Raw genomic sequence first — 14,642 nt, 5'->3', positions numbered from 1 at the left:
GTCCCTACTGTACCTGAACAATCAAAAGTTTTATAACTTTTGATTGTTCAGGTTTTTTATTTATTCGAAAAAAAATATTTGGAAACAGGAATGGACCGCAGCGCAATGGAACGAAGTTGTCTAGTGAACCCAAAGGTATGGCCATAGTTATTGTTTGTCTTCTAGAAGTAATCATTTTGTTGTGTCCCAAACTCTTTTTATGATTTCTAGCATAAATACTCTACTATTCCTCATATGGTAGTTAATAGATTCACATAAAAGTACTTAATGGAAATGATAGAACAGCCGGAGGTGGATGATAGAGTATGACGCTATCAAAAGTAAGTAAAGAGTTAGTTGGATTGTTGCTGCTGCTGTTGTTTGGGTATTGTTTTTTCTTTGTTGATATAGATACAAGTAACTTAGCTATTCCCACATCTTTACTGAATGTCAATACGATCTTTCTAAGCATTGTTTTTGAAGCTATACCATTTATTTTGCTTGGTGTGTTTGCATCAGCTCTGATTCAAGTGTTTATATCAGAGCGAGCGATTCAGCGAATGATTCCAAAAAATCCATATCTTGCACTCGTATCGGCCGTCGTAGTTAGTGCCATCTTACCGGTTTGTGAATGCGCCATTATTCCGGTTGTAAGAAGGCTTTTGAAAAAAGGAATGCCGTTGCATGTTGGAATGGTTATTTTAGTTGGAGCACCCATTCTAAATCCAATTGTATTTGCTTCTACGTTTTATGCATTTCAATCCGATTTGTCTATTGTATATAGTCGAATGGGACTTGCTGTGATTGTGTGTTTGCTCATTGGGTTAGCGATTTATTGGACGTTCCGCAATCAAAATCAGCTTAAGGATGTCCACGTCCACGTTCATTCAGATCATGGAAAAGGAAATCGTCTGAAGCAAACACTTTATCATGCGAGCGATGAATTTTTTGATATGGGAAAATATTTATTATTTGGCGCACTCGTTGCCAGCCTTTTTCAAACGTTTTTGGATCGACAGGTTCTTGTCAGCTTAGCCAGCAATGAATACGTATCGTCTGCAGTCATGATGGGGTTTGCTTACGTGCTTTCCTTGTGTTCAGAAGCAGATGCATTTGTTGCTTCATCTTTTGCTCATACGTTTACACCGACTGCGCTGCTTGCCTTTTTAGTGTATGGACCTATGATTGATTTAAAAAATACAATTATGCTATTTGCTTTTTTCAAAAAGAAGTTTGCTATTCGATTTATTTTAATGATCACGGTTATTGTTTACGGAGTTGTGATGATGTATGGATGGCTAATGGGATGAGGAGGATATTATGAAGCGAATGGATGAACAGTTTATCACCTATATCCGAGGCATTTTCTTAATTGGGTTTGCGCTTTTAATGTTTAAGCTTATTTTGACTGAGCAAATGGTTTACTTTATTGCTCCAAAAATGATGCCGTTTATTTATTTTTCTAGCATTACATTCTTTCTCTTAGGAGTTGTGCAAATTTGGCGAAGCAGTATAAAGGTTGAGGAGGGGGGAAGCTGCGCTTGCGAACATGATCATTTTGAAAAAGGGAAGGTTAAGACCTTGTTTATTTATCTCTTATTTTTACTGCCAATTATGACCGGCTTTTTATTACCTAATCATTCATTAGGAAGCTCAGTGGCTGAAAAAAGAGGAATTAAGTTTGCAGAAGGAGTAAAAGAAACTCCTACGCCAGAGCAACGCCAAGAATTGCAAGAGAGCGCAGATGCTGAACTAGAAGACTATATGAACCAAGTATTAGGAGCGGAAGTTGAAGAGCCACAGGAAGATGGAGGCGTTCCTTTGGAGCATCCCAAAGGGTTCGTACCTCAGCAGGCACCAGAAGGGTATTATGAAAAACTAGAAGCTAAGCTAATGAAGCAAGATCATATTGTAGTAAGCGATAAAGAATATATTCCAATCATGAATATCATCGAGACAAACGTTGAAAAATTTGTTGGAAAGACGATTGAAGTAAAAGGTTTTGTGTATCGGGAAGAAGGGTTTAAAAGAGATCAATTCGTAGTCGCCCGCTTTGGCTTATCTTGCTGCGTAGCGGATGCATCCGTATATGGAACGCTTTCAACCGCTTCGAATGCTACAAAACTGGAAACGGACGAATGGATTAAAGTACAAGGAACCATCGGCCAACAAGCTTATAACGGCGCTTCATTGCCATACGTAAACATAGAAAAAGTCGAATCCATTGATCGTCCAAAAAATCCGTATGTCTATGAGATGTATCAAGGTGAACAGCTTGTAGCACCTGGTGGGTCTTAAAATAAAAAAGAGGCGATAAATCGCCTCTTTTTTATTGAATTGCAATCGGTAGTACATATAAAAGAACCGCAAGAAAATGCGTGACTGTTCCCCCAAGTACAAATAAATGCCAAATCATATGATGGAAGCGAAATCCTCGCCAAACGTAAAAAATAGCGCCAATCGTATAAAGAACTCCACCGATAACAAGCAAAACTAAGCCTGGTGTTTCTAATGTTGCTTTTAGAGAATTCCATGCAAAGACAATCATCCAACCCATTAATACGTATAGGACTGTTGAAATAAAGAGGAATTTTTTTACGAAGAAAGCTTTAAACACAATTCCTGCAATCGCAATCCCCCATACAACAGCAAAGAGGGTCCATCCCATTGTTCCTTTCACAACGACGAATAAAAACGGCGTATAGGTTCCAGCGATAAATAAATAAATGGAGGAATGATCAAAGATTTCAAATAAATCTTTTACCTTGCCTTCAGGAAAGCTGTGAACAAGCGTTGATGATACGTATAGTAATAACATGGTAATGCCATAAATCGTAAAGCTAACAATATGCCAAGGTGTACCTTGTAATGAAGAAAATACAATAAGAAGAGTGAGTCCAACAATGCTTAAGATGACTCCAACTCCGTGCGTGATTGCATTTGCAATCTCTTCACCTTTTGTAAATGTATGTGTATTCGCCACTTACAAAATCCTCTCTTTATCAGAATATATGGTCTTATTATAGACCATTTTTTTAAAATTATCTAATTTAACAACAACTTGTACCAATAGATGAATGTGATTCATAGCTGTAAAACACATGTATGAGAAGGTAAGATAAATTTTTCCAAAAAGATAGAAAAGTTGTCATGCCTTTGCTATTTCAAAATACATATAGAATGAAATGATAGAGAAGAGGGTGATTGGGAAGTGAAAAGAGAAGCGATATTCGACGAAGAAGGAACATATCAATATTCTTTTAAAGTAGCTTGGAGTGCAAAGAATGATCGGACCGTAACGTTCATCTTATCATCTCCAATGAATACAGGTACTCAACAAAGTGAAGAAGAATTGCAGAAATGTATGCAGTTAGCACAACAGTGGGGCTTTGGTTCTTTAGAAATTGTCTATTTATTTAGCTATCAAGCTGAAGATGAGAGATTATTAGCGAAGCTCTCAAAGCAAGAAGCCGTCGGAGTTGGAACCAATCAATATTTGACGCAGGCCGTTAATCGTGCACATTTAGTAATTGCCGCATGGGGAGATAAAGGTGAAATTCACAATAGGCAAGAGGATATCTGTACAAATGGAAAGACACCGATGTACTGCTTAGGGATGACTGATAATGGCTGCCCTATAGCCGTTGAAGATATTCCACAAAGTGTTGAACTACAAAGATGGTCTTTCTCAGAAAGTGAGAAAGAAACAAAAGAGATTTACTCCTATATTGAAGAGGTGAACGATCAATTTTCTGAGCCTACATTTACTGAGATAAAGTCGTTTGCACAAGAGGAAGATCCTTCTGCTGTTATTGAAGAAATTATTGATATTTTCCGCTGAAGACCGTAATGAAATGAACTCTTGCATCATAGAATTGTATGAACCATGCTGTATAGGAGGTCATTACATGACAATTGATGAAGCGCTCAAAAGAGTGGAAACGTTGTATGAAATCATTTATACAACTTGCTTTCAATATGTAGAAGGAGCCAATGTCCAGGAAGTAGAAATTGATTTAACTATCATTGATGAACTTGGAAGTTTATTAAACTATTTATATGAATTAGATGTTCATGACGAAGCGTTATTACGCTCCATTTTAAATAAATTAGAATATGGACAACCTGTTTATGATCTCGCCATTTTGAATCCAATTTCTTTGGATGGAAATGAAGAGAAAATTGATGTTCTGTATGAAGAAAAGATTAAGGTTGAAAAAATGCTGCATGAAAGCTATAAGAAGCAACACGAGAGATTATTAACAAAAGCCATACCGCACTTAAAGCAGATGCAGTGTGAACTCCAAGCATTTTTGTATATTTGCAGTGTCAAACAATAATATATACAAATAAAATACTGCGTGTTAGAATGAAAAAAAGACCTTTCTTAATAGAGAAAGTCGTTACAACGGTATAGGTAATCATCTAAAGCATGAAGGTGATGGTAATGGTAGTTACCTTTTCCTTTGTGCTTTATTTATTATTGGCCAATTAGGTGAGTTACGGCTGCTTGCTGGGTCAAAAAGGAACGTTAAAATATGGATCAATATTTGTGGCGCTCCTTATCGTATTTTCATCTAGTAAGGCGTAAATATCATAGATTGACATCACTCTAGTTAAAAAATATTGAGGTGAAAAAGTCATGCTTAATCATGAAGAAAAAGAAGCAGTATACAAAGCTATTTATGGTCGACGAGATGTTCGAACATTTTTATCTAAGGAAGTATCAGAAGAAAAAATTAATCGTATTTTAAATGCTGCTCACCACGGGCCATCCGTAGGGTTTATGCAACCTTGGAATTTTATTTTAATTTCGTCAAATAGCGTAAAAGAAAAATTAGCTTGGGCAGCTGACAAGGAAAGACGAGCGTTGGCTATTCATTATGAAGGCCAAAAAGAGAAAGATTTTTTAGAGCTGAAAATTCAAGGACTGAAAGAAGCGCCGCTTACAATTTGTGTCACATGTGATCCAACAAGGGGAGGTTCACACGTCCTGGGGCGTAATTCAATACCTGAGACGGATATTATGTCAACAGCCTGTGCCATTCAAAACATGTGGCTTGCTGCTTACGCTGAGGGACTGGCGATGGGATGGGTGAGCTTTTATAAGAAAAATGATGTACGAGATATTTTAAATATCCCCCCGCATATTGATCCCGTAGCGCTCATGTCCGTAGGATATACGGAAAATTATCCGGAAAAACCAATTTTAGAACAAGCGAATTGGGCTCAGCGCCGATCTCTAGAACATCTCATCTATGAAGATGTGTGGGGAGAGAAAAATCAATAAATTGATTGATTCAAAATCAGTTGAGCTCATATAAAAAACGAACGAATTAACAATTATAAATTAAAATATTCGTTTTTATTGTTGACAAGCATGTCGAAACGAGGTATCTTTATATCAAGAAAAAGCTGAATACGGTCACTCATATATGTTTGAGAATATGGCTCGAACGTTTCTACCTTGTTACCGTAAATAACAAGACTATGAGTAAAAAGTAAATCTAGGTTCCCGCTTTTCAATATGAAAAGGTCTGGTCCAAGCGATTTACATGCTTAATGTTTTTGACAGAACGGCATGACACCGAAGGGATAAAAGCCCAGGCGGGTAGGTTTTTGCTCATCAATTATGAGATACCTACCTTTGCTTTGGGCTTTTTCTTATTGTATCTATTGCAACACTGTGTATGCTTGTCGTTGGGTGTGCCGTTAGCTTTCTGGGGAGACAAGCTAGCGGAGGGAGACGAAGCTACACGCTTTAGCATTTCTGCAAGCCCTCATTAACCATTGGAAGTACATTTATCTATTTTCTAGCATTTTTCTTTGTGTAAGCAGTGTGGGGACACTGCTTCTTTTTTTTTTGCTTGAATTTGTCGAGTGTTCGAATGATTTATCGAAAGAAAAAGAAGGTATTTTGGGTAATTTAGCGAATTAGTGCAAACAAGAGCTTCAGCTCCCCAATATGCTGAAGAGATAGTATCGCTTGCAAAAAAGAAAAGATTATAGAGGAGAGGGTTAAGATTGTTACATTTAGTTAACGTCCGCTTACCATTAATTCATGATCACGCACTTTTTGAAGTGAAAATTACAGATGGAATGTATACCTCAATTGTGTTGCAAAACGGCTATATGGAAGATGATGAGTTTGAAGAGCTGCACGCAGATATTTTGGGAAAAGAAACGGCTTTAGATGCTCAAGGGCGAGTTATGCTACCTGGATTTGTAGACATGCACATGCATTTAGATAAAGCTCACTCTTTACCTCAAGTGCCTAACCTTTCTGGTACTCTAGCTGAAGCAGTTGAAAGCTATGCGTCTAGCATTGCGCTGTTTTCTGAAGAAGAAATTAGACAGCGTATTGTAAAAACAGCACTACAGGCGTTAGCAAATGGAACGACAGCTATACGCACACATATTGATTTTAATTGTTTATTAGAAGAAGATATTCTATTTAGAGGACTTCAAGCAGCAGCGGATGCACGAGATGAGCTCAGTCCGTACATGGAAATCCAGCTTGTTCCGTTATTTGGATCGGTGAACATACATGATGACCATATTATGAGAAAAGTTGAGAGAGCAGTAGAGTTAGGAATCGATGCAATTGGAGGTTGTCCTCATTTAGCTAGTCATCCTAACGAAGATATAGACGCCTTGTTTATTCTTGCTAAAGAGTATGACTTGCCACTGGATTTGCATATTGATGAAAGTGACAATCCGGATGTCGATACAATCATTTATTTAGCTGAGCAAACCATTGCTCATAAGATGCAGGGAAAAGTAGTAGCTGGTCACTTGTGTTCGTTAGCAGGAATGGATGAAGAAAAAGTTCAGAAAATTTTAACTTTAATGCATGATGCTAAAATTGGAGCAGTAACGCTTCCAGCTGCAAATCTTTATTTACAAGGGCGTGAAGATCGAGGCATTATTCGAAGAGGAGTAACGCGAATTAAAGAGCTCCAAAAATCAGCTATTCCCGTAGCAACGGCTTCAGATAACGTTCATGATCCCTTTCATCCGTTTGGCAAAGCCGATTTATTACAAATTGGCTTGTTAACAGGATATGTTGCTCATATGGGGAGTCCTGAAGAACAAAAGCAGCTTCTTCGAATGATTACTAGTATTCCAGCAAAATTAATTGGAAAAAGAAAATATGGAATTGAAGAGGGAAATGAAGCAAACTTCGTCCTTCTAAACGTGCAGTCAATGCCAGAGATATGGACTGAAATCCCAGAGACACGCTTTGTTTATGTTCAAAACAGGTGGGTTAGTGTGAAAGAGACGCATCAGCGCTTAGCTGATCATAACTTGACAGCTCTATGGAAAGAGAATCAGTTATTAATTGGATAAAAAAAGAAGCACTCACGCTGTGAGTGCTTCTAAATTATTACTTTTGAACGTTAGCAGCTTGTGGTCCACGAGCGCCTTGTTCGATTTCAAATGATACGTCTTGACCTTCTTCAAGTGTTTTGAAACCGTCGCCTTGGATAGCTGAGAAGTGTACGAATACATCGTCTTGACCTTCAACTTCGATGAATCCAAAACCTTTTTCTGCATTAAACCATTTTACTTTACCTTGTACCATTGTAGTACCTCCTGTGTGGAACAATCCACGAATATATTACTATCTCTGCTCAATTTCAATAAAAATCACTTTAAAGAAAGTCTTTCTATTTCCAACACCGAACAAGAAATAATATACCTAGTATAACACTTTTTCTTTAAAAAGAAACCTTTTTTTCGAAAAAAACTATGTTAACTTCAAAAAAGAACTTAATATGTTACAATTTGGATAAAGAAGGGGAGGCGACTAGAATGGAAGACTTGTTTTCTCTATTAATATTTATTTTTGTTTTAATTTATGTTGTAGTGGCAAATCGAGAAGTGGTGGAAAAGCTAACTTGGCAACAACGTATTGGTGTTGCTGCTACTTTTATCATGACCATTGGACTTGCAGTTGGTTGCTTTTACATAGTTGGTCATGTGCTTCAAAGTTATATTGAAAATGGACTTGTACAAATGATGGGCAAAATCATCACTGTTGTTGCTGTTATGCTAGGAGCAACTAAATGTATGCATATGGTTTTTAGAAAGATTACGAACGGTTTAGTAGGAAATGATGTATGAGAGGATATAGAAATTAATTATTTTAACATATAAATACGTTATTTTTTATATTCATAAAGAGCTGTTACTAAGTGGTAAGAAAGACTGTTAAATTAAGAATATATAAAAAGCTGCATAAAGAATAAATTTAGAAAGCAAACGAGCTCTTATGTATCCAGGGCTCGTTTTTTTCTTTTTTGGTAAGTTTCGGAAATAATATTTATGTAAACTAGCAATATATATGATATACATAGTAATTAGAAGTTATATTATTGATAAAATGGTATAAAATCCAACGTCGAGGTATTCGTATGTATTTATTTGAACATGAACAAAAAAGAAAAAAGTTAATTCACAACTCATATTTGTCCATTTTTATTCTTTCTTTGCTGCTAAGTTTATGCTTTTTCCTGACAGACTACGGATTAGGAACGCAATTTATTGCAAGAGGGACAATCTCTGTATTGTTTTATGTTGTTGTTTTTTACTTTGCCATAAATGAAAAGAAGTGGGCCTTATTCCTAGTTAAAGTTAATGTATTAATGCTAATTTTTATGTTGGTTGTAGTTATTATTAGCTTAATATTTGGGCGTTAAAAACAATATGTTTAGTTTATTTAGCTTGAGTAACCTTTATTATACAGAATTTCTCATAAGAGAAGCCTTAAATTTATATACCATCTAAATTTAAGGCTAAGTCAATTAATGCAAAGATAAGACCTAATATGAATGAAAGGATAAATATGAATTTCCATTTCATTTTTTTCTCTATCTGATAAAGATTTAGTTTTTCTAACGCAAATGAAACAAGCCACATTATAATAATTGTTTCAACGAATTCAACTATAAAATTAAAAACAAAGTTCATTTGTTCTCCCTTTCTTGTTTTGAAATATTTACTCTTCTATTAAAACACTTTTATCTCTATAAAAAAATTATGTTAATCACGAATGAATACAAAATGATAAAATGTAATCGTGAGGAAAATAATGGAATAGAGGAGTTGTTTACTTGTTTTTAAATTTTCTCGGTATGTTAGCAGGGCTTATAATAGCTTTAAGCCACATTTTTGATCCTAGATTCGATGGGTTTATGCGTTGGGTAATGGTTACTTGTGGTTTGCTGATATTTATCTATCATTTAAGCATAGCTCTAGATAAGAAGAAAAATAGAGTAGTTAACCAAAATGAAGAAAAAAATTAAAACGTTATGAAAAAGCATCTAATACTGCGATTAGATGCTTTTTTGCTTCCTAAGCTTTTTGTTATTGAAAGAAATTACTATGCTTCCTTAAAATATATCATCAGGTCAGCTCACAAACGTTTATACCAAGAATCAAGGAGCATAACCTTATATGTGAAGGAAAAGAGTGTAAGCAATATATTGCAGAACAGACTGATTTATATGCTATAAAACAATTTGTAAGTAAACATGGATACCTCTTTAATATAGGAATCCAGCAGTAACGTGAGATTTTCATTCAACCATTACCACTTCTTACTATCTAAATATCCTCAAGTCTAAAAATCTTATTGACCTACACATCTAAAAACCTAAGAAGCATCTGTATAAAAAATACCGATAATTTACAATTTGAATATTTCAAAGTACCAAAGGGTGGATGCTACTTAAATTTATAAAGCCTAGTATTTCATGAATTAGAATACATTATTTAGGTTTTTATTTACATTTATTTCTAAAAGTGATATCATAATAATATGAAAAAGATATAAAGACAAAGGGGAGATTACTTTGCAGGAGCGTCAAGCGTGGATTTTAAATGGTTTTGTGGGTATTCTGTTGATTTTAGCAGCCATCATAGGCGGTATTTTTATGCTCATTCAAGAGGTGCCGCTTGTAGGACTTCCGCTTATTGCTATTGGTGGATTGTTAGCTTCCGGTGTGACGGTTGTACAGCCAAATCAATCTCAGGTTGTTATTTTCTTTGGAAAATATTTAGGAAGTATTCGTAGCAGTGGTTTGTTCGTAACTGTTCCACTAACAATTAGACGTACCATTTCACTACGAGTTCGAAATTTCAATAGCAAAAAGTTAAAAGTAAATGATGTAGAAGGAAACCCAATTGAGATTGCCGCAGTTGTTGTGTTTAAAGTAGTCGACTCTGCCAAAGCGGTGTTTGACGTAGATTCGTATGAAGAGTTTGTGGCGATTCAAAGTGAAACAGCAATTCGAGCAGTAGCGACACGTTATCCTTATGATACGTTTGAAAATGTAGAGCTTACGCTTCGCGGAAACGCAGATGAAATTTCTGATGAATTAGCAAAAGAGCTGCAAGACCGTCTTGAGGTTGCCGGTGTAGAAGTAATTGAAGCGCGTTTAACACACCTTGCATACTCAACAGAAATTGCAAGCGCTATGTTACAAAGACAGCAGGCAACAGCTATTTTATCAGCTCGTAAGAAGATTGTTGAAGGCGCAGTATCCATGGCACAAATGGCAGTTGAGCAATTAGAACAAGATGGTATACTAGACTTAGATGAAGAGCGTAAAGTCAATATGGTTAACAACTTGATGGTCGCAATTATTTCAGATCGAGGAACACAGCCTGTGGTGAATACAGGTAGCTTATACTAATTGGTTGTGAGAAGGAATGGCAAAAAAGAAAAGTTTCCCACTGCGAATTGACCCCGAGCTCTATAAGCTATTAGAGCGTTGGGCACATGATGAATTTCGGAGCGTTAACGGACACATTGAATTTTTACTCCGTGAGGCTGTGCGTAAAGAAGGACGGCTTAGTAAGCAAAAAGAGCAAAGTGACGAAACCTAGCAAGCTGGCGATATGCCAACTTGCTTTTTTCGTATACAAAGGAAAAGTACCTATTCGTAAATATGAAGATACCATGCCAAACAGAGAATGTTCTTTGATTTATCAGAAGAGAGACCAAGCCTCATCAAAGGCTGATCTTGCCCAAAAGCCTGTGACTAGAATGAAAGATGCGCCACTCCAGTAGGATGAGCGAGACAGGTGAGACCCGCAGTATACAAGGAGGCTGAGTGCTCGCCCTGCGGCAAGGGTGCAATTTGAAATGGAAATCAGGTCGAGCAGAGAAAATGTTTCATAGAGCTGAAAAGAAAGTCATATTCCGCTCATTGTGAATTATTAAAACGATTTCATTGCACTTTTAATTTGAACCAGGCTACAATAAGACGTATATGTAAAAAAAGGAGTGAATCAAATGATTCGTTTTGGCGTTATCGGAACAAACTGGATTACAGAATCATTATTAGAAGCAGCAAGTCACGTAGAAGACTTCAAATTAACCGCTGTGTACTCAAGAACAGAAGAGCGCGCACAGGAATTTGCTTCTAAATATAACGTAACAACAACGTTTACTAACCTAGAAGAAATGGCTACAAGCGATCAACTCGATGCAGTTTATATTGCGTCACCTAATGCGTATCACGCTGAACAAGCAATCTTATTCATGAAAAATGGAAAGCATGTTCTATGTGAAAAGCCACTTGCAGCCAATGCCACGGAAGTAACGCAAATGATTCAAGCTGCAAAAAACAACAATGTTTTATTAATGGAAGCAATGAAATCTACGCTTATGCCAAACTTTAAAGTCATTGCAGAAAATCTACATAAAATTGGGCCGGTTCGTCGTTATTTTGCGAGCTACTGTCAATACTCTTCTCGCTACGATAAATATAAGGAAGGCATTGTACTAAACGCCTTTAATCCTAAATTCGCTAACGGTTCTCTTATGGATTTGGGCGTATACTGCTTATATCCGCTGATCACATTATTCGGTGCTCCAAAAGAAGTTAAGGCAACTGGTGTTATGCTGGAATCAGGTGTTGATGGAGAAGGTGCTGTAGCCCTATCATATGATGATAAAGACGCTGTCGTGATGTACTCTAAAATCACAAACTCACACCTTCCAAGCGAAATTCAAGGTGAAAAAGGCAGCATGATTATTGATAAAATCAATAGTGCCGAAAAAGTAGAAATTCGCTACAACAATGGTGAAGTAGAAGAACTTACAGTCGAACAGAATCATCCGTCGATGTATTATGAGATAAAAGAATTTGTCGACCTGTTAAAGAGTGGGCAAACAGAATCAACTGTAAACTCATTTGAAAATTCATATGAAACAATGCATGTGATGGACAAGGTTCGCAGTCAGCTCGGCCTCGTTTTTCCAAACGATAACTAATACATATCAACAAAGAAGCAGAAGGATTACCTCTGCTTCTTTTTGATTTTTGAAATAAACGCTCCCCACTAAGAAATACGTAAGCTCGATTAGAAATGGTAGGGACTAATTTTTAAAGTAAGTATCTCCTAACAGAGAAGCGAAACTAAACACAAAAAGAAGAAGCCAGTCCAAAATGTCACTTTTCCATTAATAATAGATGTTTTAACGTCGGAATCTTTTTATCCATATTTTCATATATAGGATTAATTTATTGGTAATAACATGCTTGAAAACCACAGTTTGACTTTTAACATACTTATCCTTTAATATAAAAAAAGAACAAATGTTCTTGTTTTTGTTGTTTTTTTCTCAGCTTATCCCTTTTTATTTACTATATTTAAAAAAATAGGAGGTTATTTATATGGTTAATGAATCTGTACATCATCTTATCCCCCCATATTTAGAAACATCTTTTTCTGCATTTTACCGAAAAAATAGAGCAGCACTTTCTTCTCCTTTATTAAAGAACTTTTTAAAAAATGATCATCACTACGATTTATTACAAATGACGTTTCGCCACAAGAGTGAGCACTACGCTTCGTTAGTGGATGAAGTGTTCAAAGAATTTTATAGTGAAATTCGCTTTTTGTCTTACATTTCAATGTTATGTAAGCACTTTGTACGGGATAAAGTGCAGCTTTACCAGAAGACACAGTATGTAAAAAGCTTGGATCAGCCGATTGTAATGGAAGAGCAGCGAACGTACGGCGAAATGCTTGGTGTAGCAGATCGAGACTGGTGGAATAGATCATTTTTAAGCCATCAAATTGAAGATGAAGAGCTTTATAAAGCATTCGTATCCTTGCCTTGGAAGCAGCAGCTTATTTTGCATCTTCGCATTGTTGAAGGATGGACCAATGGTGAAATTGCTTCTTTTTTTCATGTTTCGCCTCAGGCCGTTTCTTTTAAGTATCGACGCTCACTTATGCACTTAAAACAACAATTAGAAGGAAGGGATGCACATGGTTGAATGGTTATCCGTTATTAATCAAGTTGGCTTTCCTATCGTGGTTTCGTTTTACTTATTAGTGAGGCTTGAAGCAAATATTAAGCAGCTGGAAGAAGCTGTAGAAAATCTTTCAAGTGACTTAAGAAAGAAGTGATGATGAATGACAACTCTTTATAAATTAATTGAACGAGTGAAAAAAGATGATGAAAAAGCTGTTGAAGAACTTCTGCAAAGACTATCCCCGAAAGTGAAGAAAGCAGCTCAAACAGCGTGCACAACAGAACGCGAAGACATTAAGCAAGAGCTGAATGTTAAAATTGTACAAGCAGCAAAAAAATTTAGTGTTGAGTATACACCAGGCTTTTGGGAAACTGTCTTAAAAGAAGAGCAGCAAAAGTAGTAAATAAAAAGCAGATGTCTACATGGACATCTGCTTTGTTTATGTGTTATGACTAAGAAGTAGGGTCATACTTGCTTTTGTGTTTTCTTTGTCTTATCATCTTCATCGTCTTCCATCATTCCTTTGGTAGCAAGCTTAAACTCTCGCAGCGTTTTTCCTGCTGCTTTTCCAAGCTCAGGCAGCTTTTTCGGACCGAATAAAAGCAAAGCAACAAAGACAATTAGCGCAATTTCTCCAAAACCAAGGTTCATGGTCATCGTCTCCTAGTCAAAGAATAGATACAAGTTCATTATAGCATGGATTATGTTGTTAAGATGTGAATTTTAATCCAATTACGCCAATGACGATAAAGGAGATAAATAAAAGACGCTTCCAATCTTTCTTTTCATTAAAAAGAAACATCCCTAACAATACGCTTCCTACCGCCCCAACACCAGTCCAAATGCTATACGCCGTACCAATTGGGATTTCGCGTAGAGCTAATGAAAGTAAATAAAAGCTCGCAAGGCTAAATACGCTAAACCCAATAGAAGGAAGCAGGCGCTTAAAACCATCTGACAGTTTTAAAAAGATAACAAAACCAACTTCACATATTCCTGCTCCAATTAAAGCAATCCAAGCCATATTAGCCTTCCTCCTTTACATCGTCTTCGCTTGATACCAGTTTAATGCCAACAATACCAACAAGCATCAATACCAAGAAAAAAATTCTTGTTAAGCTTGCATCTTCGTTTAAGGCAACCATTCCAATGACAGCTGTTCCAGCTGCGCCAATACCTGTGAAAATGGCATAAGAAGTCCCAACTGCAATGTCTTTTAGTGCTTTTGAAAAGAAGAAAAAGCTGATGACAATCGCAATTAATGTTGCAACAGAAGGCCAAAACTGCGTGAAACCTTCTGAATACTTCAACCCCATCGCCCACACAATCTCAAACAAACCTGCAATAATTAAATAAATCCAAGCCATGAATAAAACTCCTTTATTA

The 14,642-nt window shown here is 36.4% G+C and carries 19 protein-coding genes and 1 riboswitch; of the genes, 14 read left to right on the top strand and 5 right to left on the bottom strand.

What is annotated here, in order from left to right; all coding sequences use genetic code 11:
• Positions 1 to 305 precede the first annotated feature (305 nt).
• Together V2145_RS14635 and V2145_RS14630 are read left to right on the top strand one after the other, a co-directional pair.
• Entirely contained in the window at positions 306 to 1,289 is a 984-nt protein-coding gene (locus V2145_RS14635) for a permease (RefSeq protein ID WP_330987943.1), read from the top strand.
• Positions 1,290 to 1,299: 10 nt separating this feature from the next.
• Entirely contained in the window at positions 1,300 to 2,277 is a 978-nt protein-coding gene (locus V2145_RS14630) for a TIGR03943 family putative permease subunit (RefSeq protein WP_131887420.1), read from the top strand.
• Positions 2,278 to 2,308: 31 nt separating this feature from the next.
• Here V2145_RS14630 and trhA read toward each other — a convergent pair whose 3' ends face one another.
• Positions 2,309 to 2,962 carry a PAQR family membrane homeostasis protein TrhA gene (gene trhA, locus V2145_RS14625; protein ID WP_094912341.1) on the bottom strand — a complete coding sequence of 218 codons (654 nt, stop codon included), beginning with the start codon at positions 2,960 to 2,962 and terminating at the stop codon, positions 2,309 to 2,311.
• A gap of 228 nt (positions 2,963 to 3,190) precedes the next feature.
• Here trhA and V2145_RS14620 point away from each other — a divergent pair, with 228 nt between their 5' ends.
• The 4 genes from V2145_RS14620 (at position 3,191) to V2145_RS14605 (ending at position 7,329) form a co-directional block, all read left to right on the top strand.
• A complete protein-coding gene (locus V2145_RS14620) occupies positions 3,191 to 3,820 on the top strand; it encodes a DUF1643 domain-containing protein (protein ID WP_094912342.1) in 630 nt (209 codons plus the stop codon).
• Between the two features lie 67 nt (positions 3,821 to 3,887).
• On the top strand, positions 3,888 to 4,319 hold the full coding sequence (locus tag V2145_RS14615) for a hypothetical protein (RefSeq protein WP_330987942.1): 432 nt from the start codon (positions 3,888 to 3,890) through the stop codon (positions 4,317 to 4,319).
• A 302-nt stretch (positions 4,320 to 4,621) separates the two neighbouring features.
• On the top strand, positions 4,622 to 5,269 hold the full coding sequence (gene bluB, locus V2145_RS14610) for a 5,6-dimethylbenzimidazole synthase (protein ID WP_094912344.1): 648 nt from the start codon (positions 4,622 to 4,624) through the stop codon (positions 5,267 to 5,269).
• Between the two features lie 119 nt (positions 5,270 to 5,388).
• Positions 5,389 to 5,490: riboswitch (purine riboswitch) on the top strand.
• A 513-nt stretch (positions 5,491 to 6,003) separates the two neighbouring features.
• Positions 6,004 to 7,329: an amidohydrolase family protein gene (locus V2145_RS14605; protein ID WP_256993382.1), complete on the top strand. Its 1,326-nt coding sequence runs from the start codon at positions 6,004 to 6,006 to the stop codon at positions 7,327 to 7,329.
• 37 nt (positions 7,330 to 7,366) lie between these two features.
• Here V2145_RS14605 and V2145_RS14600 read toward each other — a convergent pair whose 3' ends face one another.
• Entirely contained in the window at positions 7,367 to 7,564 is a 198-nt protein-coding gene (locus tag V2145_RS14600) for a cold-shock protein (protein WP_025908246.1), read from the bottom strand.
• 230 nt (positions 7,565 to 7,794) lie between these two features.
• On the opposite strand from V2145_RS14600, the gene V2145_RS14595 reads away from it, so the two are divergent.
• The 8 genes from V2145_RS14595 to V2145_RS14560 all read left to right on the top strand — a co-directional run bounded on the left by V2145_RS14595 (position 7,795) and on the right by V2145_RS14560 (position 13,656).
• Positions 7,795 to 8,106, top strand: coding sequence for a hypothetical protein (locus tag V2145_RS14595; protein WP_210611098.1), 312 nt, complete (start codon positions 7,795 to 7,797; stop codon positions 8,104 to 8,106).
• A 989-nt stretch (positions 8,107 to 9,095) separates the two neighbouring features.
• Positions 9,096 to 9,287, top strand: coding sequence for a hypothetical protein (locus V2145_RS14590; protein WP_094912350.1), 192 nt, complete (start codon positions 9,096 to 9,098; stop codon positions 9,285 to 9,287).
• 549 nt (positions 9,288 to 9,836) lie between these two features.
• Positions 9,837 to 10,679 (top strand): SPFH domain-containing protein, encoded by an 843-nt coding sequence (locus V2145_RS14585; RefSeq protein ID WP_094912351.1) that lies wholly within the window; start codon positions 9,837 to 9,839, stop codon positions 10,677 to 10,679.
• 16 nt (positions 10,680 to 10,695) lie between these two features.
• The gene (locus V2145_RS14580; protein ID WP_094912353.1) at positions 10,696 to 10,872 is read left to right on the top strand and encodes a toxin-antitoxin system HicB family antitoxin; all 177 of its coding nucleotides are present in this window, start codon (positions 10,696 to 10,698) and stop codon (positions 10,870 to 10,872) included.
• A 409-nt stretch (positions 10,873 to 11,281) separates the two neighbouring features.
• Complete coding sequence (locus V2145_RS14575; protein ID WP_131887416.1) at positions 11,282 to 12,265, top strand: Gfo/Idh/MocA family protein; 984 nt, start codon at positions 11,282 to 11,284, stop codon at positions 12,263 to 12,265.
• Positions 12,266 to 12,668: 403 nt separating this feature from the next.
• Positions 12,669 to 13,277, top strand: a complete 609-nt coding sequence (locus tag V2145_RS14570; protein ID WP_094912356.1) for a sigma-70 family RNA polymerase sigma factor — start codon at positions 12,669 to 12,671, stop codon at positions 13,275 to 13,277.
• Entirely contained in the window at positions 13,270 to 13,410 is a 141-nt protein-coding gene (locus V2145_RS14565) for a YvrJ family protein (RefSeq protein ID WP_311859050.1), read from the top strand. Before V2145_RS14570 ends, V2145_RS14565 begins: the two co-directional genes overlap by 8 nt.
• Positions 13,411 to 13,416: 6 nt before the next feature.
• On the top strand, positions 13,417 to 13,656 hold the full coding sequence (locus V2145_RS14560) for a helix-turn-helix domain-containing protein (protein WP_094912359.1): 240 nt from the start codon (positions 13,417 to 13,419) through the stop codon (positions 13,654 to 13,656).
• 65 nt (positions 13,657 to 13,721) lie between these two features.
• Here the strand turns inward: V2145_RS14560 and V2145_RS14555 are convergent, their stop codons facing one another.
• The 3 genes from V2145_RS14555 to V2145_RS14545 are packed head-to-tail and all read right to left on the bottom strand — an operon-like array spanning position 13,722 to position 14,623.
• Positions 13,722 to 13,907 carry a twin-arginine translocase TatA/TatE family subunit gene (locus V2145_RS14555; protein ID WP_025908239.1) on the bottom strand — a complete coding sequence of 62 codons (186 nt, stop codon included), beginning with the start codon at positions 13,905 to 13,907 and terminating at the stop codon, positions 13,722 to 13,724.
• A gap of 58 nt (positions 13,908 to 13,965) precedes the next feature.
• Positions 13,966 to 14,280, bottom strand: coding sequence for a DMT family transporter (locus V2145_RS14550; protein ID WP_094912361.1), 315 nt, complete (start codon positions 14,278 to 14,280; stop codon positions 13,966 to 13,968).
• A gap of 1 nt (position 14,281) precedes the next feature.
• Positions 14,282 to 14,623 (bottom strand): DMT family transporter, encoded by a 342-nt coding sequence (locus V2145_RS14545; RefSeq protein WP_131887415.1) that lies wholly within the window; start codon positions 14,621 to 14,623, stop codon positions 14,282 to 14,284.
• Positions 14,624 to 14,642 lie beyond the last annotated feature (19 nt).

Source organism: Priestia sp. GS2 (assembly GCF_036409025.1).
Taxonomy (GTDB): Bacteria; Bacillota; Bacilli; order Bacillales; family Bacillaceae_H; genus Priestia; species Priestia aryabhattai_A.
The sequence above is the reverse complement of the archived record's forward strand: the minus strand, read 5'-3'. Positions and strand labels throughout refer to the sequence as shown.